Consider the following 19,858-nt stretch of genomic DNA (forward strand, 5'->3'; position numbering starts at 1 on the left):
TTCCGCAAGCTGCTGGACCAGGGTCAGGCAGGCGACAACGCCGGTCTGCTGCTGCGCGGCACCAAGCGTGACGACGTCGAGCGTGGCCAGGTTCTGGCCAAGCCGGGTTCGATCAAGCCGCACACCAAGTTCGACGCCGAAGTGTACGTGCTGTCGAAGGACGAAGGCGGCCGTCACACCCCGTTCTTCAAGGGCTACCGTCCGCAGTTCTACTTCCGTACCACCGACATCACCGGTGCGGTCGAGCTGCCGGAAGGCGTCGAGATGGTGATGCCGGGCGACAACGTGAAGATGGTTGTCACCCTGATCAACCCGGTCGCCATGGACGCCGGCCTGCGCTTCGCCATCCGCGAAGGTGGCCGTACCGTCGGTGCTGGCGTGGTTGCCAACATCCTCGAGTAATCTGCTAGACTCTGCGCCCCGATGTTGCCTGGGTAGGGCATCGGGGCGTATCAAACGGGAAAGTAGGCACAGGATGTGCCTTGTGTTCCCCGGACCAGGAAGGGTCAATGCCATTCAGGCGGCGTCAACAGGAGACTGTTGACAGCTGCCTTGCGTGCCATTATGCTTCTCCGTCTGGGCAGGCCGGTTTCACGGGTCTGCCTATGCATTTGGGGTCTACGGATTGACCTTGTCGGCCTGCGGGAATGCGGGCCGTCTGTATTCAGGGATTTCATGGGGCAAAGCAACCCAGAGGCTTTGTCTGTCGCTCTTTTATCGAAGGAACCTACCGCCATGGCGGACCAAAAGATCCGGATCCGGCTGAAAGCGTTCGATCATCGTCTGATCGACCGTTCGGCCAGCGAGATCGTTGAGACGGCGAAGCGGACCGGCGCGCAAGTGCGTGGCCCGATCCCGCTGCCGACCAAGATCGAGCGTTACACCATCCTCGTCTCCCCGCACGTCGACAAGGACGCGCGTGACCAGTACGAGACCCGCACGCACAAGCGCGTGCTCGATATCGTTGACCCGAATGACAAGACCGTGGACGCGCTGATGAAGCTCGAACTGGCTGCCGGCGTCGACGTTCAGATCAAGCTGACCTGAGGACTACGACCATGACGAAGAAGTATTCGTTGGGCTTCGTGGGCCGCAAGGCTGGCATGAGCCGCGTGTTCACCGAAGATGGCCGTTCCATTCCGGTGACCCTGATCGAAGCAACCCCCAACCGCATCGCGCAGATCAAGACCGTCGAAACTGACGGCTACAGCGCCGTGCAGGTGACCGTCGGTGCGCGTCGCGCTGCCCTGGTCAACAAGCCGGAAGCCGGCCACTTCGCCAAGGCGAAAGTGGAAGCGGGCCGTGGCCTGTGGGAATTCCGCGTTGAAGACGCCCAGCTCGGCGATTTCGCCGTGGGTGGCGAAGTCAAGGCGGACATCTTTGAAGTCGGCCAGATCGTCGACGTCCAGGGTGTCACCAAGGGTAAGGGCTTCCAGGGCACCATCAAGCGCTACAACTTCCGTATGGGTGACGCTACCCACGGCAACTCGCTGTCGCATCGCGCGCCGGGTTCGCTGGGTCAGCGCCAGACGCCCGGCCGCGTGTTCCCGGGTAAGAAGATGTCCGGTCACATGGGCGCCGTGCAGCAGAGCACCCAGAACCTGGAAGTTGTCAAGGTCGACGTCGAACGCGGTCTGATCGCGGTTCGCGGCGCCGTTCCGGGCGCGGCGGGTGGCGACGTGATCGTCCGTCCGGCGAGCAAGGCATAAGGAGAGATGACGATGGAACTCGTTATCACGGGTAGCAATAACAAGGTCTCGGTCTCCGACGCCGTGTTCGGTCGCGATTTCAGCGAAGATCTGGTTCACCAGGTTGTCGTTGCTTACCGCAACGCCGGTCGCGCCGGCACCAAGGCGCAGAAGACTCGCTCCGAAGTGGCAGGTACCACCAAGAAGTCGAAGAAGCAGAAGGGCGGCGGCGCGCGTCATGGCGCACTGACGGCTCCGATCTTCGTCGGCGGCGGTGTCACCTTCGCGGCAAAGCCGCGCAGCTTCGAGCAGAAGGTCAATCGTAAGCAGTACCGTGCCGCCATGTGCGCGATCCTGTCCGAGCTGAACCGTCAGGGCCGTCTGACCATCGTGGAGTCCTTCGATGTCGAAGCGACCAACACGAAGGCTCTGATCGCCAAGCTGGCCGGCCTGGAAGTGGGCAAGCGCCCGCTGATCGTCACTGAAGAAGCCTCCGAGCACCTGTACCTGTCGGCTCGCAACATTCCCTACGTGGAAGTGCGTGACGTCCAGGGCCTGGATCCGGTGTCGCTGGTCGGTGCCGACACGGTCGTCATCACCGCTGACGCGGTCAAGAAGGTCGAGGAGTGGCTGGCATGAACAGCAACGAAAAAATCTTCAGCGTGCTGCTCGCCCCGCGTGTCTCCGAAAAGACCGCGCGCCTGCAGGAACTCTCCAATCAGTACGTCTTCGAAATTTCGAACGAAGCCACCAAGGCCGATGTAAAGGCCGCGGTTGAGCAGCTGTTCGACGTCAAGGTCGAAGCAGTCAACGTGGTCAACGTCAAGGGCAAGAACAAGTCCTTCCGTAACCGCGCTGGCCGCCGCGGCGATTGGCGCAAGGCGTACGTTCGCCTGGCCGACGGCCAGTCGATCGATGTAACGGCCAAGGCCTGAGGTACATCCCATGCCATTGATGAAATTCAAGCCCACTTCTCCCGGTCGCCGTTCGGCCGTGCGCGTGGTTACTCCCGACCTGCACAAGGGCGCTCCGCACGCTCCGCTGGTCGAGTCGCAGAGCCGTTCCGGTGGTCGTAACCACCACGGCCGCATCACCGTGCGTCACGTCGGTGGTGGCCACAAGCAGCACTACCGCCTGATTGACTTCAAGCGCAACAAGCTGGGCATCCCGGCGCGCGTGGAACGCATCGAATACGATCCGAACCGCACCGCGCACATCGCCCTGCTGTGCTACGTCGACGGCGAGCGTCGCTACATCATCGCCCCGAAGGGTCTGAAGGCTGGCGATCAGGTGATCGCTGGTTCGGATGCTCCGATCAAGGCGGGCAACACCCTGCCGCTGCGCAACATCCCGGTCGGTACCACCATCCACTGCATCGAGCTGAAGCCGGGCAAGGGCGCTCAGATCGCTCGCGCTGCAGGTGCTGCCGTGCAGCTGGTTGCTCGTGAAGGCATCTACGCCACCCTGCGCCTGCGCTCGGGTGAGATGCGCAAGGTTCCGGTTGAGTGCTGCGCGACCATCGGCGAAGTCGGCAACGACGAGCACAGCCTGGAAAAGCTGGGCAAGGCCGGTGCCAAGCGCTGGCGCGGCGTCCGCCCGACCGTTCGTGGTGCTGCCATGAACCCGGTTGACCACCCGCACGGTGGTGGTGAGGCGAAGGCCGGCCAGGGTAACCCGCATCCGGTCACCCCGTGGGGTGTTCCGACCAAGGGTTACAAGACGCGCCATAACAAGCGCACTCAGCAGTTCATCGTCCGCGATCGTAGGGGCTAATCGACCATGGCACGTTCACTCAAGAAGGGCCCGTTTGTCGATCACCACCTGGTTGCTAAGGTGGCTGCCGCTGCGGGTAGCAAGCGTCCGATCAAGACCTGGTCGCGTCGTTCGATGATCCTGCCTGACATGGTAGGCGTCACCATTGCCGTGCATAACGGCAAGAACCACATCCCGGTTCTCGTCAACGAGAACATGGTCGGCCACAAGCTCGGCGAATTTGCCATCACCCGGACCTTCAAGGGTCACGGTGGTGACAAGAAGTCGGGCAAGTAAGGAGAGATGACAATGGAAGCGAAAGCCATCCTGCGCACCGCGCGCATCTCCCCGCAGAAGGCACGTCTGGTCGCTGACCAGGTGCGCGGTCTGCCGGCCGAGCGTGCCGTCAACCTGCTGAAGTTCTCGGACAAGAAGGCTGCCCACCTGATCAAGAAGGTGGTGGAGTCGGCTATTGCAAATGCCGAGAACAACCAGGGCGCCGACGTCGACGAGCTGAAGGTTCAGACCATCATGGTAGATGAAGGTCCGACCCTGAAGCGTTTCATGGCGCGGGCGAAAGGCCGCGGTACCCGCATCCTCAAGCGCACCAGCCACATCACTGTGGTTGTGGGCGCCGCCAAGTAAGCGGATAAGGAAAAGACCATGGGTCATAAAGTTCATCCGATTGGTATCCGCCTCGGCATTTCCAAGGACTGGAACTCCAAGTGGTACGCCAACAAGGCCGAGTTCGCTGGTTACCTGGCAGCCGACCTGAAAGTGCGCGAAATGCTGCGCAAGAAGCTGGCGCAGGCCGGCATCAGCAAGATCCTGATCGAGCGTCCGGCAAAGACCGCTCGCGTGACGATCCACACCGCCCGTCCGGGCGTGGTGATCGGCAAGCGCGGTGAGGACATCGAGAAGCTGCGCAAGGAAGTGAGCGAGATGATGGGCGTCCCGGCGCACATCAACGTCACCGAAGTGCGCAAGCCCGAGCTGGACGCACAGCTGGTTGCCGAATCGATCGCGCAGCAGCTGGAGCGTCGCATCATGTTCCGCCGCGCAATGAAGCGCTCGGTCGGCAACGCGATGCGCCTGGGTGCCCTGGGCATCAAGGTCAACGTCGGTGGCCGCCTCAACGGTGCAGAAATCGCCCGTTCGGAGTGGTACCGCGAAGGCCGCGTGCCGCTGCACACCCTGCGTGCCGACATCGACTATGGCTTCGCTGAAGCCAAGACGACCTACGGCATCATCGGCATCAAGGTCTGGATCTACAAGGGCGAGGTCTTCGATTTCTCCCAGGTTGGCCAGGAAAAGCAGGACGACACCCCGTCGCGCAACGATCGTCATGATCGCGGCGACCGCGGTGACCGTCAGCGCCCGGCTCGTGAAGCGAGGTAACGACAATGTTGCAACCCAAGCGAACCAAGTACCGCAAGGTGCACAAGGGCCGTAACGAAGGCCTCAGCTGGAGCGCAAACGCTGTCAGCTTTGGCGAGTACGGCCTGAAGGCAACCGCCCACGGTCAGCTGACCGCGCGTCAGATCGAAGCGGCTCGCCGTTCGATCAGCCGCTACGTGAAGCGCGGCGGCAAGATGTGGATCCGAGTGTTCCCCGACAAGCCCATCACCAAGAAGCCCATCGAAGTTCGAATGGGTTCGGGTAAGGGCAACGTGGAATACTGGGTGGCCCAGATCCAGCCCGGCCGCATGATCTATGAAATCGAGGGTGTTACCGAGGAAGTGGCACGCGAGGCGTTCCGCCTGGCCGCTGCCAAGCTCTCGGTCACCACCACTTTCGTGACCCGGACGGTGCGCTGATGGATATCAAAACTCTCCGTGAAAAGTCGGCTGACGACCTCAAGGCCCACCTGATCGACCTGCGTAAGGAACAGTTCTCTGTCCGTATGCAGCAGGTCACCGGCCAGCTGCCGAAGACACACGACATCCGCCGGGTGCGTCGCGAAATTGCTCGCGTCAAGACCCTGCTCGGCAGCACGAAGTAAGGATGGCCGCTATGAGCGACAATACTGAAAACAAAGCGCTGCGCACGGTCGAAGGCCGTGTCGTCAGCAACAAGATGGACAAGACGGTTACCGTCCTGGTCGAGCGTCAGGTCAAGCACGCACTGTACGGCAAGTACATCAAGCGCTCGACGAAGCTGCACGCCCACGATGCCGACAACGCCTGCAAGGAAGGCGATGTCGTCCGCGTGACCGAGATTGCTCCGATGTCCAAGACCAAGAACTGGCGCGTGGTGGAAGTCATCACGCGTGCGGCTGAATAAGGAGTCTGAATCATGATCCAGATGCAGAGCTACCTTGACGTCGCCGACAATTCTGGTGCCAAGCGAGTGATGTGCTTCAAGGTGCTGGGTGGTTCCAAGCGCCGTTACGCCGGCATCGGCGACATCATCAAGGTCACCGTGAAGGATGCGATTCCGCGCGGCAAGGTCAAGAAGGGTGAAGTGTATGACGCCGTCGTGGTGCGTACCCGCAAGGGTGTGCGTCGCGCCGACGGCTCGCTGATCCGCTTCGACGGCAACGCCGCCGTTCTGCTTAACAACAAGCAGGAGCCGATCGGGACCCGTATCTTCGGGCCGGTGACTCGTGAACTTCGTTCGGAGAAGTTCATGAAGATCGTCTCGCTCGCTCCCGAAGTGCTGTGAGCGACAGGAGATAATCATGGCTAACCGTATCAAGAAGGGCGACCAGGTTGTCGTCAACGCCGGCAAGGACAAGGGTAAGCAGGGCGAAGTCGTCCGCGTCGATGGCGACCGTCTGGTCGTCGCCAACGTGAACATCGTCAAGCGCCACACCAAGCCGAACCCGCAGGCAGGTGTTGCCGGCGGCGTGGTCGAGCGTGAAGCGTCGATCCATATCTCCAACGTGAATGTGCTGAACCCGGCTTCGGGCAAGGGCGAGCGCGTTGGCTTCAAGGTGCTGGAGGATGGACGCAAACTGCGTGTGTTCCGCTCCAGCGGTGAGGCGCTCGACGCCTGAGGAATGAGAAGATGACTTCCCGTCTCGAAAAGTTTTACAAGGAAGAAGTGGTGCCGGCGCTGATGAAGCAGTTCGGTTACACCAATTCCATGCAGGTGCCGAAGCTGGTCAAAGTCACCCTGAACATGGGTGTCGGCGAAGCGGCCACCAACAAGAAGATCCTGGAAAACGCCGTTGGCGACATGACCAAGATCTCGGGCCAGAAGCCGATCGTCACCAAGTCGCGTATCTCGGTGGCATCGTTCAAGATCCGTGATGGTTGGCCGATCGGCTGCAAGACCACGCTGCGTCGCCACAAGATGTACGAGTTCCTGGACCGCCTGATCAACATCTCGCTGCCGCGCGTGCGCGACTTCCGTGGTGTTTCCGGTCGTTCCTTCGACGGTCGCGGCAACTTCAACATGGGTGTGAAGGAACAGATCATCTTCCCGGAAATCGACTTCGACGCTGTCGACGCGATCCGCGGTATGGATATCGCCATCACCACCACTGCGAAGACCGACGCGGAAGCGAAGGCGCTGCTGGCAGCGTTCAAGTTCCCGTTCCGTAACTGATTCGTCGAGGAAACCGAAATGGCAAAGACCTCCATGGTCAACCGCGACATCAAGCGGAAGAAGCTGGCTGAAAAGTTCGCTGTCAAGCGTGCTGCTCTGAAGAAGATCGTGTCCTCCCCGGACGCGAGCTACGAAGAGAAGATCGAGGCCGCCACCAAGTTGTCGAAGCTGCCGCGCGATTCGTCGCCGAGCCGCCATCGCAACCGTTGCGAACTGTCTGGCCGCCCGCGTGGCGTGTACAGCAAGTTCGGCCTGGGTCGCAACAAGCTGCGTGAAGCCACCATGCGTGGCGACGTTCCGGGCCTGCGCAAGGCCAGCTGGTAACCCCAGCCGGTCCTGCCAGCGAGGGCTCCCCACGGGGGGGCTTCGCAGCCGGGGAGGGGAGGCGTTCAGCTTTCCCTCTGCAAAAAACCGAAGAGCCCGACGCAAGTCGGGCTCTTTTGGCGTATACTCCCGCGTCTTGCTCTGCGCAACGCGTAGGGGTAGGGGGCCTGGCCCGTTTCCAGGAGACAACAGATTTTCGCGAAAGCGGATATCGGTGCACTCAAAGGTACTCATATGAGCATGACTGATCCCATCGCCGACCTGCTGGTCCGCATCAAGAATGCGGCAGCGGTTGGCAAGCAGACGGTGAAAGCCCCGTCGTCCAAGATCAAGGTTGCGATCGCCCAGGTCCTGAAGGACGAGGGTTACATCGCCGACCTGCGCGTGACCGCGCTCGAGAACAACAAGTCCGAGCTGGAAATCGTGCTGAAGTATTTCGAAGGCAAGCCGGTCATCGCGACCCTGAAGCGCTTCTCGCGTTCGGGCCTGCGCCAGTACCGCGGCAAGAGCGAACTGCCGAAGGTCATGAACGGCCTGGGCATTTCCATCATTTCCACTTCCAAGGGCATCATGACTGATGCGCAGGCGCGCCAGTTGGGCGTCGGCGGCGAAGTCCTGTGCTTCGTGGCCTAAGGCGAAAGGAGTAGACCATGTCCCGTGTAGCCAAGAAGCCGATCGACCTGGGTAAGGTTGAACTGAACGTCCAGAACGACAGCGTCATCGCCAAGGGCCCGAAGGGCACCCTGTCGCTGGCCAAGCCGGCTGGCATCAACATCAATGTCGAAAACGGCGTTGCCACCCTGAGCACCGACAACGTGGAGCTGATCCCGCTGACCGGTACCGTCCGCGCCATCCTGTCCAACATGGTCAAGGGTGTTTCCGAAGGCTTCGAGCGCAAGCTTGAGCTGGTCGGCGTGGGTTACCGTGCCGCGATGCAGGGCAAGGACCTCAGCCTGTCGCTGGGTTACTCGCACCCGATCGTGTTCGTGGCGCCGGAAGGCATCACCATCACCACCCCGACCCAGACTGAAATCCTGGTGCAGGGCGCTGACAAGCAGGCCGTCGGTGAAGCTGCCGCCAAGATCCGTGCGTTCCGCAAGCCGGAGCCGTACAAGGGCAAGGGCGTGAAGTACTCCGACGAAGTCATCATTCGCAAGGAAGCCAAGAAGGCCTAATTAGGACCTTCCGCTTTCCAGGGAAAAAGATCATGAACAAGAACATCGCCCGCCTGCGTCGCGCCAAGTCGACCCGTGCCCACATCCGTGTGCTCGGTGTGGCCCGCCTGTCGGTGCTGCGCACCGGCCAGCACCTGTATGCACAGGTCTTCACCGCTGACGGCTCGAAGGTGCTGGCTGCCGCCAACACCACCCAGGCCGACATCAAGGAAGGCCTGAAGAACGGCAAGAACGCCGATGCCGCCGCCAAGGTTGGCCGCATCGTCGCTGAGCGTGCCAAGGCCGCCGGCGTCGAGAAGGTTGCCTTCGATCGTTCGGGTTACCGTTACCACGGCCGCATCAAGGCCCTGGCTGACGCTGCCCGCGAAGCCGGCCTGCAGTTCTAAGGGATCAGGGCAGGGGACCCCGGTCCCCATGCCCGCCTGCTCGCCAGCCTGAGTGAGGCTGGGCGGCGCCGCTCTTCTGCAGCGGCCCACCGCAACAACGCACCACTCCACAACCATAAGCGGCCTCGAGCCGTACATAACCCAACAACCAAGGAATAAACATGGCAGAAGAACGTCAGCAGCGGGGTCGCGATCGCGACCGTAACCGCGAAGAGAAAGTCGATGACGGCATGATCGAAAAGCTGGTCGCGGTCAATCGCGTCAGCAAGACCGTCAAGGGTGGCCGTCAGTTCACCTTCACCGCCCTGACTGTTGTCGGCGACGGCGAAGGCAAGGTCGGTTTCGGTTATGGCAAGGCACGCGAAGTGCCGGTCGCCATCCAGAAGTCGATGGAGCAGGCTCGCAAGAACCAGGTCACCGTCGATCTGAACAACGGCACCCTGTGGCACACCATCAAGGATGGTCACGGCGCAGCGCGCGTGTTCATGCAGCCGGCTTCCGAAGGTACCGGCGTCATTGCCGGTGGTGCCATGCGCGCCGTGCTGGAAGCAGTTGGCGTGAAGAACGTGCTGGCCAAGGCCACCGGTTCGCGCAACCCGATCAACCTGGTGCGTGCCACCGTGAAGGGCCTGACTGCAGCGCAGTCGCCGGCTCGCATCGCGGCCAAGCGCGGCAAGAAGGTGGAGGATCTCAACCATGGCTAATGAAACCAACAAGACCGTCAAGGTCCGTCTGGTTCGCGGCCTGCGTGGTGCCCAGGCGCGTCATCGCCTGTCGGTGCGTGCGCTGGGTCTGGGCAAGCTCAACGATGTGCGTGAACTGAAGGACAGCCCGCAGGTTCGCGGTCTGATCAACAAGGTCCACTACCTCGTCAAGGTTGAGGAATAATCCAATGACCATGCATCTGAATGAATTGAGCCCGGCACCGGGCGCTCGTAAAGAGCGTACCCGCGTCGGTCGCGGTATCGGCTCCGGCCTGGGCAAGACCTGCGGCCGCGGCCACAAGGGTTCGTTTGCCCGTAAGGGTGGCGGCAAGATCAAGGCTGGCTTCGAAGGCGGCCAGACCCCCATGCAGCGTCGTCTGCCGAAGATCGGCTTCCGTTCGCCGATCGCCAAGGACACCGCTGAAGTGCTGCTGTACCAGCTGGACAAGCTGCCGGCCGGCGAGATCGACTTCGCTGTCCTGCGTGCTGCCAAGCTGGTCCCGAGCACTGCAAAGAAGGCCAAGGTCGTCGTCAAGGGCGAAGTGACCAAGGCGTTCACCCTGAAGGGTGTTGCTGCCACGGCCGGTGCCAAGGCTGCGATCGAAGCTGCCGGCGGCAGCGTAACGGAGTAAGAGAATCATGGCGCAAGCTGGCATCGGTAACCTCGCGGGCGGAATGGGCAAGTTCACTGAACTTCGCCAACGTTTGCTGTTCGTCGTCGGGGCTTTGATCGTCTATCGCATCGGCTGCTACGTGCCGGTGCCGGGCGTCAATCCCGATGCCATGCTTGCCATGATGCAACAGCAGGGCGGCGGCATCGTGGACATGTTCAACATGTTCTCGGGCGGCGCCCTGCACCGTTTCAGCATTTTCGCGCTGAACGTGATGCCGTATATCTCGGCATCGATCGTGATGCAGCTGGCTGTGCACATCTTCCCCGCCTTGAAGGCGATGCAGAAGGAAGGTGAGTCCGGCCGCCGCAAGATCACCCAGTATTCGCGCATCGGCGCTGTGCTGCTCGCAGTGGTGCAGGGCGGTTCGATCGCGCTGGCGCTGCAGGGCCAGGTGTCGCCGACCGGTGCACCGGTCGTGTACATGCCGGGCATGGGCTTCGTGCTCACTGCCGTGGTCGCACTGACCGCCGGCACCATGTTCCTGATGTGGGTTGGTGAGCAGGTGACCGAGCGCGGCATCGGCAACGGCGTCTCGCTGATCATCTTCGCCGGTATCGTGGCGGGCCTGCCGGGTGCGGTCATCCACACCTTCGACGCCTACCGCGACGGCAACATCCAGTTCATCCAGCTGCTGCTGATCGCCATCGTCGTGCTCGCCTTCACCTTCTTCGTGGTGTTTGTCGAACGCGGTCAGCGCCGGATCACGGTGAACTACGCGCGCCGCCAGGGCGGTCGCAACGCGTACATGAACCAGACCTCGTTCCTGCCGCTGAAGCTGAACATGGCCGGCGTCATCCCGGCGATCTTCGCCTCGAGCCTGCTGGCCTTCCCGGCCACCCTGGCCATGTGGTCCGGCCAGGCTGCCAACCAGAGCACCTTTGGCCAGACCCTGCAGAAGGTCGCCAATGCCCTGGGTCCGGGCGAGCCGCTGCACATGATCGTGTTCGCTGCGCTGATCACCGGTTTCGCGTTCTTCTATACCGCGCTGGTGTTCAACTCGCAGGAAACCGCCGACAACCTGAAGAAGTCGGGCGCGCTGATTCCGGGTATCCGTCCGGGCAAGGCCACCGCCGACTACATCGACGGCGTGTTGACCCGACTGACTGCTGCCGGTTCGGCTTACCTGGTGATCGTCTGCCTGCTGCCGGAACTGATGCGCACGCAGCTGAACGCCTCGTTCTATTTCGGCGGTACTTCGCTGTTGATCGTGGTGGTGGTGGTGATGGACTTCATCGCCCAGGTGCAGGCGCACCTGATGTCCCACCAGTACGAGAGCCTGCTGAAGAAGGCCAACCTGAAGGGCGGCAACCGCGGCGGTTTTGCTCGCGGCTGATTAGCCTGTTATACTTTCGTCTTCCTGACGTGATGGTCCTCCGCTTCGCGGACTCTGGCCACACAAACGAAGGGCGGCCCCCGCAGCGGTTCCGGGTGGGGGTGTGATGAGGTGGTCCCGCGCTGGAGTAGCGCGGGCGGCCCGGGAGGCAACTCCAGGTCCAACCCCATCCGGCGCCGGAGCCTGGGCACACTCCCCGGGCCGGGTTCATGAAACCTCTGGTTTCACGGGCTTCCAAGTAAACCGGAACCTTGTTAGTATCACTGGTTCACTTTTTTGATCCATCCTGCCGGATCGGCGTGCCTTGAGCGCGCCGTCGGCCATCACTCAGCTGGAGAACCGCGTCATGGCGCGTATTGCAGGCGTCAACCTGCCAGCCCAGAAGCATGTCTGGGTCGGGTTGCAAAGCATTTACGGCATCGGCCGTACCCGTTCGAAGAAGGTCTGCGAAGTCGCAGGCGTCACTTCGACCACCAAGATCCGCGATCTGTCGGAGCCGGAAATCGAGCGCCTGCGCGCCGAAGTCGGCAAGTACATCGTGGAAGGCGATCTGCGCCGTGAAATCGGTATCGCGATCAAGCGCCTGATGGACCTGGGCTGCTACCGCGGCCTGCGTCACCGTCGCGGTCTGCCGCTGCGTGGCCAGCGCACCCGTACCAACGCCCGCACCCGCAAGGGCCCGCGCAAGGCGATCAGGAAGTAAGGGACATATAAATGGCTAAGCCTGCTGCTAAGACCAAGAAGAAGATCAAGCGCGTCGTCACCGACGGCGTTGCCCACGTCCACGCTTCGTTCAACAACACCATCGTGACCATCACCGACCGTCAGGGCAACGCTCTGTCGTGGGCGACCTCCGGTGGCGCTGGCTTCCGCGGTTCGCGCAAGTCGACCCCGTTCGCAGCCCAGGTGGCTGCCGAAAAGGCCGGTCGTGCTGCGCTGGACTACGGCGTGAAGTCGCTGGAAGTCCGCATCAAGGGTCCGGGTCCGGGCCGTGAGTCGGCCGTGCGTTCGTTGAACAACGTCGGCTACAAGATCACCAACATCATCGACGTGACGCCTATCCCGCACAACGGGTGCCGTCCGCCGAAGAAGCGTCGCGTCTAAAGGGAGCGATAAGAAATGGCTCGTTATATCGGTCCTACCTGTAAGCTCGCCCGTCGCGAAGGCGCCGACCTGTCCCTGAAGAGCCCGGCGCGTGCGCTGGACTCCAAGTGCAAGTTGGAGCAGAAGCCCGGCCAGCATGGCGCCACTGCCCGCAAGGGCAAGCTGTCCGACTACGCTACCCAGCTGCGTGAAAAGCAGAAGGTCAAGCGTATCTACGGTCTGCTGGAGCGTCAGTTCCGCAACTACTACAAGAAGGCCTCGACCAAGAAGGGCAACACCGGCGAGAACCTCCTGCAGCTGCTGGAAACCCGCCTGGACAACGTTGTCTACCGCATGGGCTTCGCCGTGACCCGTCCGGCTGCCCGTCAGCTGGTGTCGCACCGCGGCGTCACCGTGAATGGCAAGTCGGTCAACCTGGCCTCGTACCAGGTCAAGGCTGGCGACGCCATCGCCCTGTCTGAAAAGGCTGCCAAGCAGCTGCGCGTCCAGGAAGCCCTGACCGTCGCCGCCCAGCATGACCTGAGCCCGTCGTGGGTTGAAGTGGATTCCGGCAAGTTCTCCGGCATCTTCAAGGCTGTTCCGGATCGTTCGGATCTGCCTGCGGACATCAACGAAGCGCTGATCGTCGAGCTGTATTCGAAGTAATTCACATTGGAGAGCCCCCGGCGACGGCCGGGGGTTCACTAGGAGAACCCGCAACATGACGGTTACCGCCAACCAGGTTCTGCGTCCTCGCGGTCCGCAGATCGAACGCATTACCGACACCCGTGCAAAGGTCGTTATCGAACCTTTGGAGCGGGGTTACGGGCATACGCTGGGTAATGCCCTGCGTCGCGTGCTGCTGTCGTCCATCCCGGGCTTCGCCATCACGGAAGTCGAAATCGACGGCGTGTTGCATGAGTACACCACGGTCGAAGGTCTGCAGGAGGACGTGCTGGAAGTCCTGCTGAACCTGAAGGACGTGGCCATCCGTATGCACTCCGGCGACAACGCGACTCTGTCCCTGTCCAAGCAGGGTCCGGGCGTTGTCACCGCTGCCGACATCAAGGTCGACCACAATGTGGAGATCTTGAACGGCGACCACGTGATCTGCCACCTGACCAAGGACACGGCAGTGAACATGCGTCTGAAGATCGAGCGTGGTTTCGGCTATCAGCCGGCAGCTGCGCGTCGTCGTCCGGACGAAGAAACCCGTGCCATCGGCCGTCTGGTCCTGGATGCCTCGTTCTCGCCGGTCCGCCGTGTCGCCTATGCCGTGGAAGCGGCTCGTGTCGAACAGCGCACCGACCTGGACAAGCTGGTCATCGATATCGAGACCAACGGCACCATCGACGCCGAAGAAGCAGTGCGTACCGCTGCCGACATCCTCAGCGATCAGCTGTCGGTGTTCGGTGACTTCACCCATCGCGACCGCGGTGCGGCGAAGCCGGCCAACAACGGCGTGGATCCGGTGCTGCTGCGCCCGATCGACGATCTGGAGCTGACCGTGCGTTCGGCCAACTGCCTCAAGGCCGAGAGCATCTACTACATCGGCGATCTGATCCAGAAGACCGAAGTCGAGCTGCTGAAGACCCCGAACCTGGGTAAGAAGTCGCTCACCGAGATCAAGGAAGTGCTGGCCCAGCGTGGCCTGTCGCTCGGCATGAAGCTGGAGAACTGGCCGCCGGCCGGCGTCGCCAGCCACGGCATGCTGGGCTGATACCGCCTTTCTGCAAGACCGCATGGCCCCGTCGGCAACGACGGGGCCATTGCACCAAGGCAATACCGCCACGACGAACGAAGGTTCGCGGGCAGGTCGTCCAGGACGGATGGCCAGGACCAACCGCAGTCCGAGCAGCAGCGCCAGGAAGGCGACAACGATCCGCAAAGCCACATCATTAACCAAGGAATATCACCATGCGTCACCAGAAATCCGGCCGTAAGTTCAGCCGTACCAGCGCCCACCGCGAAGCGATGTTCAAGAACATGGCCGCCTCGCTGTTCAAGCACGAGCTGATCAAGACCACCCTGCCGAAGGCCAAGGAACTGCGCCGCGTCGCCGAGCCGCTGATCACCCTGGCCAAGGTCGACTCCGTCGCCAACCGTCGTCTGGCCTTTGCCCGCCTGCGCGACAACGAAGCCGTCGGCAACCTGTTCACCATCCTGGGCCCGCGCTACGCGAACCGTCCGGGCGGTTACCTGCGCCTGCTGAAGTGCGGCTTCCGCGCCGGCGACAACGCGCCGATGGCCTACGTTGAGCTGGTTGACCGTCCGGTCGTGGCTGAAGCCGTCGAAGAGTAATCGACGCGCGACACCCGTCATTCGGTGAAGAACCCGGCCTCGTGCCGGGTTTTTCCGTTTCTGGGCGACGGATGGAGATCCACGCCGGGCGTGGATGATCCCGCATGTTGCGGCGCGCGCGCCGGCGTGTTCCGACGGGCGCGACGTTGTGGCGGTTCGAACGGCGCGCACTCTCGGTTACGCTTGCGGTCCGTACTACACGAGCGTTGCCGATGAATCCTCTGCGCTGGCCTTTCCGCGCCCAGTTCCTGTTGGGCTTCCTGATCTGCGCGGGCCTGCTGGGCTACGCGATTTTCCTGCAGCTGAAGATGGGGCTGGAGCCGTGTCCGCTGTGCATCTTCCAGCGCCTGGCGTTCGCGGCCCTGGGCCTGCTGTTCCTGATCGGCGCACTGCATGGGCCGTCCAACCGTCCGGGGCGGGCGACCTACGGCATCCTCGCGTTCATCGCTGCCGCCGTGGGCGTGGGCATCGCCGCACGCCATGTCTACGTGCAGATGCTGCCGCCGGAAATGGGGGCGACGTGTGGCCCGCCGCTGGCCTTCCTGCGCGAGACCATGGGGCCGCTGGAAGTGTTCCGCACCGTGCTGACCGGCACCGGCAACTGCGGCAACATCGACTGGACGTTCCTCGGCCTGACCATGCCGATGTGGTCGGGCGTGTGGTTCGTGCTGCTGGCGCTGTGGGCGCTGGTGGTATCGCTGCGCAAGGTCAAGCACTGAGCCAGTCCGGAGCCACGCATGGCGTGGCTCGACTGTTTTCCGGTAGTGCCGGCCGCTGGCCGGCAGTCGGTGGTACCTCAGAAGTCCTGCTGCAGGCTCAGATAGGCGCCGCGACGTGGTCCCCATTGCGGTGCGAACACGCCGATGCCTCCGCCATCGCGCAGCTGGTAGCTGCGATCCAGCGCGTTGATCACCGCCAGTTGCACATGCAGCGGATGACCGCTGTCGGCGTTGAAGTCATGCGCGGCGCTGAGATTGACCTGCAGGTACGACGGCAGTTCGCCGCCATTGGGCACGCCCTCGATGTCCGAACGCAGGCCGCTGCCGTACACGTAGTTCGCACCGACCCGATTGTGGCCAGCGAACGCATAGCTGACGCCGCCGGAAGACGTCAGCTTCTGGTCGTGGTCCAGGTGGATCCAGTTCTGTTGCACGTAGGCCAGTGCATCCGGATCGAGGTTGTACTGGCTGGTGATGACCTGGGTGCCCATGGCCTTGTTGTAGGCCGCGTTGAAGTACGCGCTGATCGGCCCGTTGCTGTAGTCGGCGCTGAACTCCAGACCGTGGATGTGGCCGCGGCGATAGTTGAAGGTGGAATAGATGTAGGCGGCGCCGAACTGGCCTTCGTCCTGCAGGCGGTGCACGCGTCGGTCGTAGGCATCCAGGCCGAGGGTGAGGTGGTCGCCGACCTGCTGTGACACGCCGATATCGTAGTAGTCACTGCGCTCGGACAACGGCGTGTTGCTGCCATCGGCGGGTTGCTGGTTGCTGGTGCCATCGAACAGGGCCAGATCGCTGCCGGCAACCAGTTCGCTGGCGGGCGGGGTGAAGTATCGCGAATAGCCGGCGTGCACGGTGGTGCTGTCGCTGGCGTTCCAGACCACGCCCAGGCGTGGGCTGAGCTGGCCCTCGGTGTGACCGAAGGCCTTGAAGCGGTCGCCGCGCAGGCCGTAATTGACGGTCCAGTCATCGCCGATCCGCCACTCGTCCTGCACGTACAAGGCTGCGGTGCTGGCGTGGAAGGCATTGCGGTCCGGGATCAGCTGCGGCGTGGTGCTCGTCTGCCGCCCATCGGCGTCGACCGGGAAGACCCAGCTGCTGTTGTTGGCGGCGGCGTGTTCGTAGTTGCCATACAGGCCATAACGCAGGGTGTGGTTATCGCCCAGGGGGGTGGAGAAATCGGCCTGCAGGGTGTTGGCGCGGTTGCTGCGCCGGACCTGCGAGGCGACGCCGCTGAACTCCAGGTCGCCCACGACGTCCGGGTTGAAGGCCACATCACTGTAGCGCTGGCCGGCCGAGAGCTGGTACGCGGTCTGGCCAAGCGTGCCCTGCAGCACCAGCATGCCGAAGCGGGTGGCCTCGCGCTGGGTTTCGTCCAGCTGGCTGGAATCGAAGGTGGTGGTGTCCAGGTAGCCGAACTGCGGGGTCTGCCCCGGGTTGACCGGGATCTGGAAGCGGTTGTTGGCAAAGCCGGCGAACACGCTCAGGCGGGTGCTGTCGTTGACCAGATAGGTCAGGTCGGCAAAGGCCTTCCCCTGGTGGGTGTCGTCATGCAGCGGCCTGCGTGCGCTGGTGGGGTTCTCCAGCCCGACCTCGTTCTGGTCGTAGTTGCCGGTCAGGAACCAGCTCCAGCGGCCCTGGTTGCCCCACCAGGAGGCGTTCGGGTTGACCTTGCCGAACGAACCGGCGGTGATGCCAGCGCTGCCGCCGTTGCCCAGCTCGGCGCCACTGCGTGTGGTGATATCGACCACCGCGGCGGTGCGTTCACCGAACTGCGCCGGCAGGGCGCCGTCCATCAGGCGGATGCTCTTGATGGTGCGGGCATCCAGGGTCTGGCCGAAGCCGGAGATCGATTCGGGCAGCAGTACACCATTGATGCGGTACTGCAGGTTGGCGTGGTCGCCGCGCACGTGCACGCCGCCGTAGGAGTCCTGGACCACGCCCGGGGCCTGCAGAAGCACCTGGCTGAGCGGAGCGGAGGCGCCCAGCGGCTGCTTCTGGATGTCCTCGGCGGTGATCTGGTACTGGCTGCTGCCGATGTCCGGTGACAGGGCGTTGCGGGCCTGGTCGAGCTGAGCACTGACGGTGACTACGTCGAGGTCCTTGACCGCAGCCGCGCTGGCATCAGTGTCGGCGGCAAGCGCGGGTTGGCTGGTGAGGATCAGGGCGAAGGTGATGGCGGTGGTGAGCAGGGATGGCTTCATGGGAAATGGGCAGGAAGGGGGAGGGGGCCGGTCCATGAGGGAGTGTTACTCCGTAACAACTGCGTGCCGATCATGCGCCTGTCCGGCGATGGCGACCATGCCGTTTCTGGCCGATCACACGGCCCCTTTCCACACCGTTCAGGCAGTCATGACCGGGCCCGGCCCTTTGCGCCAGCGGCTGGCTCTGCGACCATGACCGCCCCCCACCCCCGGATGTCCGTGATGAGCCTGTCCGCCGTTCCGCCCGCCCCCGATCCTGCCGCCATCGCTGCTGGCGCCGCCTGGTCACCGGAGAGCTGGCGGGGCAAGACCGCGCTGCAGATGCCGACCTATCCCGATCCGGTGGCACTGGATGCCGCGCTGCACGAGCTGAAGCGGCTGCCGCCGCTGGTGACCTCGTGGGAGATCCTGGCGCTGAAGCAGCAGCTGGCCGACGCCCAGGAAGGCAAGCGTTTCCTGTTGCAGGGCGGCGACTGCGCGGAGAATTTCAGCGACTGCGAATCGGGCACGATCTCCAACCGGTTGAAGGTGCTGCTGCAGATGAGCCTGGTGCTGGTGCACGGCCTGCGCCAGCCGGTGATCCGCGTCGGCCGTTTCGCCGGCCAGTACGCCAAGCCGCGCTCGGCCGATACCGAGACCCGCGACGGCGTGACTCTGCCCAGCTACCGCGGCGATGTGATCAATGCGCCGGCCTTCACCGAGGCGGCGCGTCTGCCCGACCCGAAGCGGATGCTGCAGGCCCACGCGCATTCGGCGATGACGATGAACTTCGTGCGGGCGCTGATCGATGGCGGCTTCGCCGATCTGCACCATCCCGAATACTGGAACCTGGAATGGGTGAGCCATTCGCCGTTGGCCGCCGAGTACCAGAAGATGGTGGCCTCGATCGGTGATGCCGTGCACTTCATGGAGACCTTGGCCGGGGCCCGCGTGCACAACCTCAACCGCATCGATTTCTACACCTCGCATGAAGCGCTGCTGTTGCCCTACGAGCAGGCGCTGACCCGGCAGGTGCCGCGCCAGCAGGGCTGGTTGAACCTGAGCACGCACTATCCGTGGATCGGCATGCGCACCGCCGCGCTGGATGGCGCGCACGTGGAGTACCTGCGCGGCGTGCGCAATCCGATCGCGATCAAGGTGGGCCCGTCGGTGACGCCGGACCAGTTGCTGCGCCTGATCGATGTGCTCAATCCGGATGACGAGCCGGGCCGCCTGAGCTTCATCCATCGTATGGGAGCGGCGCAGATCGCGCAGAAGCTGCCGCCGTTGCTGGATGCGGTCAAGCGCGATGGTCGTCGCGTGCTGTGGGTGTGCGATGCGATGCACGGCAATACCGAAAGCACCGCCAACGGCTTCAAGACGCGGCGCTTCGACAACGTGCGCGGCGAGGTCGAGATGTCCTTCGACCTGCATGCGGCCGCAGGCACCCGTTTGGGTGGCGTGCATCTGGAGCTGACCGGTGAGGATGTGACCGAATGCACCGGCGGTGCGCGCGAACTGACCGAGCGTGACCTGGAGCGCGCCTATCGTTCGACCGTCGACCCGCGATTGAACTACGAGCAGTCGCTGGAGATTGCGATGGCGATCGTGCGCAAGCAGGAGCAGGTGCGGTAGGGGTTTGCTTCTGCAGGGCTGCGCCCTGCACCTGCAGAGGCCACTGCCAGAGCAACAGCAAGAGCGGCATTCCGTGGTTGGCGGGGCGGTGTCGGAGTGCGGGGACGCCGCAAGTACGTCCCTGTAGGCTTGGCAGCCGCATCCATGCGGCTGACACCCCGCACTCCGACATCGCCCCACCTCTGACAGATTTCCGGTGGCTGTTGGTCCATCTGTGCTTCGCTTGGATCAAATCCAATCGAAATCGAATATTTCGACAATTGATCGAAGAGCATCCACGCATGGCGTGGATCTACGTGTCGACCAAGGTCGACACCCACCAAGAGCAGGCCATGACATTCCGACAGAT

At 63.0% G+C, this 19,858-nt stretch carries 31 protein-coding genes; 30 read left to right on the top strand and 1 reads right to left on the bottom strand.

Annotated elements, in window-relative coordinates; translation table 11 throughout:
* The 29 genes from AC1DCU_RS20975 to AC1DCU_RS21115 all read left to right on the top strand — a co-directional run.
* Positions 1-402 (top strand): EF-Tu C-terminal domain-related protein (locus AC1DCU_RS20975; protein WP_478013681.1); only part of this gene is annotated, 402 nt, incomplete at its 5' end.
* Between the two features lie 333 nt (positions 403-735).
* On the top strand, positions 736-1,047 hold the full coding sequence (rpsJ, locus tag AC1DCU_RS20980) for a 30S ribosomal protein S10 (protein ID WP_010341589.1): 312 nt from the start codon (positions 736-738) through the stop codon (positions 1,045-1,047).
* Between the two features lie 11 nt (positions 1,048-1,058).
* Positions 1,059-1,709 carry a 50S ribosomal protein L3 gene (gene rplC / locus AC1DCU_RS20985; protein ID WP_025879301.1) on the top strand — a complete coding sequence of 217 codons (651 nt, stop codon included), beginning with the start codon at positions 1,059-1,061 and terminating at the stop codon, positions 1,707-1,709.
* 12 nt (positions 1,710-1,721) lie between these two features.
* The gene (gene rplD, locus AC1DCU_RS20990; protein ID WP_025879302.1) at positions 1,722-2,327 is read left to right on the top strand and encodes a 50S ribosomal protein L4; all 606 of its coding nucleotides are present in this window, start codon (positions 1,722-1,724) and stop codon (positions 2,325-2,327) included.
* On the top strand, positions 2,324-2,623 hold the full coding sequence (gene rplW, locus AC1DCU_RS20995) for a 50S ribosomal protein L23 (protein WP_025879303.1): 300 nt from the start codon (positions 2,324-2,326) through the stop codon (positions 2,621-2,623). Before rplD ends, rplW begins: the two co-directional genes overlap by 4 nt.
* Before the next feature lie 10 nt (positions 2,624-2,633).
* The gene (gene rplB, locus AC1DCU_RS21000) at positions 2,634-3,461 is read left to right on the top strand and encodes a 50S ribosomal protein L2 (RefSeq protein WP_025879304.1); all 828 of its coding nucleotides are present in this window, start codon (positions 2,634-2,636) and stop codon (positions 3,459-3,461) included.
* Between the two features lie 6 nt (positions 3,462-3,467).
* On the top strand, positions 3,468-3,737 hold the full coding sequence (gene rpsS, locus AC1DCU_RS21005; RefSeq protein WP_004145340.1) for a 30S ribosomal protein S19: 270 nt from the start codon (positions 3,468-3,470) through the stop codon (positions 3,735-3,737).
* A gap of 12 nt (positions 3,738-3,749) precedes the next feature.
* Positions 3,750-4,085: a 50S ribosomal protein L22 gene (gene rplV / locus AC1DCU_RS21010; protein ID WP_004145348.1), complete on the top strand. Its 336-nt coding sequence runs from the start codon at positions 3,750-3,752 to the stop codon at positions 4,083-4,085.
* A gap of 18 nt (positions 4,086-4,103) precedes the next feature.
* Entirely contained in the window at positions 4,104-4,838 is a 735-nt protein-coding gene (gene rpsC, locus AC1DCU_RS21015; RefSeq protein WP_004145350.1) for a 30S ribosomal protein S3, read from the top strand.
* A gap of 5 nt (positions 4,839-4,843) precedes the next feature.
* Positions 4,844-5,257, top strand: coding sequence for a 50S ribosomal protein L16 (rplP, locus tag AC1DCU_RS21020; protein ID WP_025879305.1), 414 nt, complete (start codon positions 4,844-4,846; stop codon positions 5,255-5,257).
* Positions 5,257-5,442, top strand: coding sequence for a 50S ribosomal protein L29 (gene rpmC / locus AC1DCU_RS21025; RefSeq protein ID WP_025879306.1), 186 nt, complete (start codon positions 5,257-5,259; stop codon positions 5,440-5,442). Before rplP ends, rpmC begins: the two co-directional genes overlap by 1 nt.
* 11 nt (positions 5,443-5,453) lie before the next feature.
* Positions 5,454-5,723 carry a 30S ribosomal protein S17 gene (gene rpsQ / locus AC1DCU_RS21030; protein WP_004145355.1) on the top strand — a complete coding sequence of 90 codons (270 nt, stop codon included), beginning with the start codon at positions 5,454-5,456 and terminating at the stop codon, positions 5,721-5,723.
* Between the two features lie 12 nt (positions 5,724-5,735).
* Positions 5,736-6,104, top strand: coding sequence for a 50S ribosomal protein L14 (gene rplN, locus AC1DCU_RS21035; RefSeq protein ID WP_025879307.1), 369 nt, complete (start codon positions 5,736-5,738; stop codon positions 6,102-6,104).
* 16 nt (positions 6,105-6,120) lie between these two features.
* On the top strand, positions 6,121-6,438 hold the full coding sequence (gene rplX / locus AC1DCU_RS21040) for a 50S ribosomal protein L24 (protein WP_025879308.1): 318 nt from the start codon (positions 6,121-6,123) through the stop codon (positions 6,436-6,438).
* An 11-nt stretch (positions 6,439-6,449) separates the two neighbouring features.
* Positions 6,450-6,992, top strand: coding sequence for a 50S ribosomal protein L5 (gene rplE, locus AC1DCU_RS21045; RefSeq protein WP_025879309.1), 543 nt, complete (start codon positions 6,450-6,452; stop codon positions 6,990-6,992).
* An 18-nt stretch (positions 6,993-7,010) separates the two neighbouring features.
* Positions 7,011-7,316 carry a 30S ribosomal protein S14 gene (rpsN, locus tag AC1DCU_RS21050; RefSeq protein WP_032977438.1) on the top strand — a complete coding sequence of 102 codons (306 nt, stop codon included), beginning with the start codon at positions 7,011-7,013 and terminating at the stop codon, positions 7,314-7,316.
* 234 nt (positions 7,317-7,550) lie between these two features.
* Positions 7,551-7,949 (top strand): 30S ribosomal protein S8, encoded by a 399-nt coding sequence (rpsH, locus tag AC1DCU_RS21055; RefSeq protein ID WP_025879311.1) that lies wholly within the window; start codon positions 7,551-7,553, stop codon positions 7,947-7,949.
* 17 nt (positions 7,950-7,966) lie between these two features.
* A complete protein-coding gene (gene rplF / locus AC1DCU_RS21060) occupies positions 7,967-8,491 on the top strand; it encodes a 50S ribosomal protein L6 (RefSeq protein WP_025879312.1) in 525 nt (174 codons plus the stop codon).
* 32 nt (positions 8,492-8,523) lie between these two features.
* Positions 8,524-8,877 carry a 50S ribosomal protein L18 gene (gene rplR / locus AC1DCU_RS21065; RefSeq protein ID WP_025879313.1) on the top strand — a complete coding sequence of 118 codons (354 nt, stop codon included), beginning with the start codon at positions 8,524-8,526 and terminating at the stop codon, positions 8,875-8,877.
* 161 nt (positions 8,878-9,038) lie between these two features.
* Positions 9,039-9,581: a 30S ribosomal protein S5 gene (gene rpsE / locus AC1DCU_RS21070; RefSeq protein WP_025879314.1), complete on the top strand. Its 543-nt coding sequence runs from the start codon at positions 9,039-9,041 to the stop codon at positions 9,579-9,581.
* Entirely contained in the window at positions 9,574-9,765 is a 192-nt protein-coding gene (gene rpmD / locus AC1DCU_RS21075; RefSeq protein WP_025879315.1) for a 50S ribosomal protein L30, read from the top strand. Before rpsE ends, rpmD begins: the two co-directional genes overlap by 8 nt.
* Positions 9,766-9,769: 4 nt before the next feature.
* Positions 9,770-10,213, top strand: a complete 444-nt coding sequence (rplO, locus tag AC1DCU_RS21080; protein ID WP_025879316.1) for a 50S ribosomal protein L15 — start codon at positions 9,770-9,772, stop codon at positions 10,211-10,213.
* Between the two features lie 7 nt (positions 10,214-10,220).
* Positions 10,221-11,588, top strand: coding sequence for a preprotein translocase subunit SecY (secY, locus tag AC1DCU_RS21085; protein ID WP_025879317.1), 1,368 nt, complete (start codon positions 10,221-10,223; stop codon positions 11,586-11,588).
* Between the two features lie 346 nt (positions 11,589-11,934).
* The gene (gene rpsM, locus AC1DCU_RS21090; protein WP_025879318.1) at positions 11,935-12,291 is read left to right on the top strand and encodes a 30S ribosomal protein S13; all 357 of its coding nucleotides are present in this window, start codon (positions 11,935-11,937) and stop codon (positions 12,289-12,291) included.
* Between the two features lie 11 nt (positions 12,292-12,302).
* Positions 12,303-12,692, top strand: coding sequence for a 30S ribosomal protein S11 (gene rpsK / locus AC1DCU_RS21095; RefSeq protein ID WP_004145443.1), 390 nt, complete (start codon positions 12,303-12,305; stop codon positions 12,690-12,692).
* A 15-nt stretch (positions 12,693-12,707) separates the two neighbouring features.
* A complete protein-coding gene (gene rpsD / locus AC1DCU_RS21100; protein ID WP_025879319.1) occupies positions 12,708-13,337 on the top strand; it encodes a 30S ribosomal protein S4 in 630 nt (209 codons plus the stop codon).
* A 55-nt stretch (positions 13,338-13,392) separates the two neighbouring features.
* Positions 13,393-14,391, top strand: coding sequence for a DNA-directed RNA polymerase subunit alpha (locus tag AC1DCU_RS21105; RefSeq protein ID WP_025879320.1), 999 nt, complete (start codon positions 13,393-13,395; stop codon positions 14,389-14,391).
* Positions 14,392-14,588: 197 nt separating this feature from the next.
* Positions 14,589-14,972 (top strand): 50S ribosomal protein L17, encoded by a 384-nt coding sequence (gene rplQ, locus AC1DCU_RS21110; RefSeq protein ID WP_025879321.1) that lies wholly within the window; start codon positions 14,589-14,591, stop codon positions 14,970-14,972.
* A 212-nt stretch (positions 14,973-15,184) separates the two neighbouring features.
* Positions 15,185-15,691, top strand: coding sequence for a disulfide bond formation protein B (locus tag AC1DCU_RS21115; RefSeq protein WP_025879322.1), 507 nt, complete (start codon positions 15,185-15,187; stop codon positions 15,689-15,691).
* Positions 15,692-15,768: 77 nt separating this feature from the next.
* Here the strand turns inward: AC1DCU_RS21115 and AC1DCU_RS21120 are convergent, their stop codons facing one another.
* Entirely contained in the window at positions 15,769-17,895 is a 2,127-nt protein-coding gene (locus AC1DCU_RS21120; RefSeq protein ID WP_442252235.1) for a TonB-dependent receptor, read from the bottom strand.
* A 222-nt stretch (positions 17,896-18,117) separates the two neighbouring features.
* Between AC1DCU_RS21120 and AC1DCU_RS21125 the strand changes: the two genes are divergently transcribed.
* On the top strand, positions 18,118-19,509 hold the full coding sequence (locus AC1DCU_RS21125; protein WP_025879324.1) for a class II 3-deoxy-7-phosphoheptulonate synthase: 1,392 nt from the start codon (positions 18,118-18,120) through the stop codon (positions 19,507-19,509).
* The last annotated feature ends 349 nt before the right edge of the window (positions 19,510-19,858 follow it).

This window comes from Stenotrophomonas sp. 10L48 (assembly GCF_056395105.1).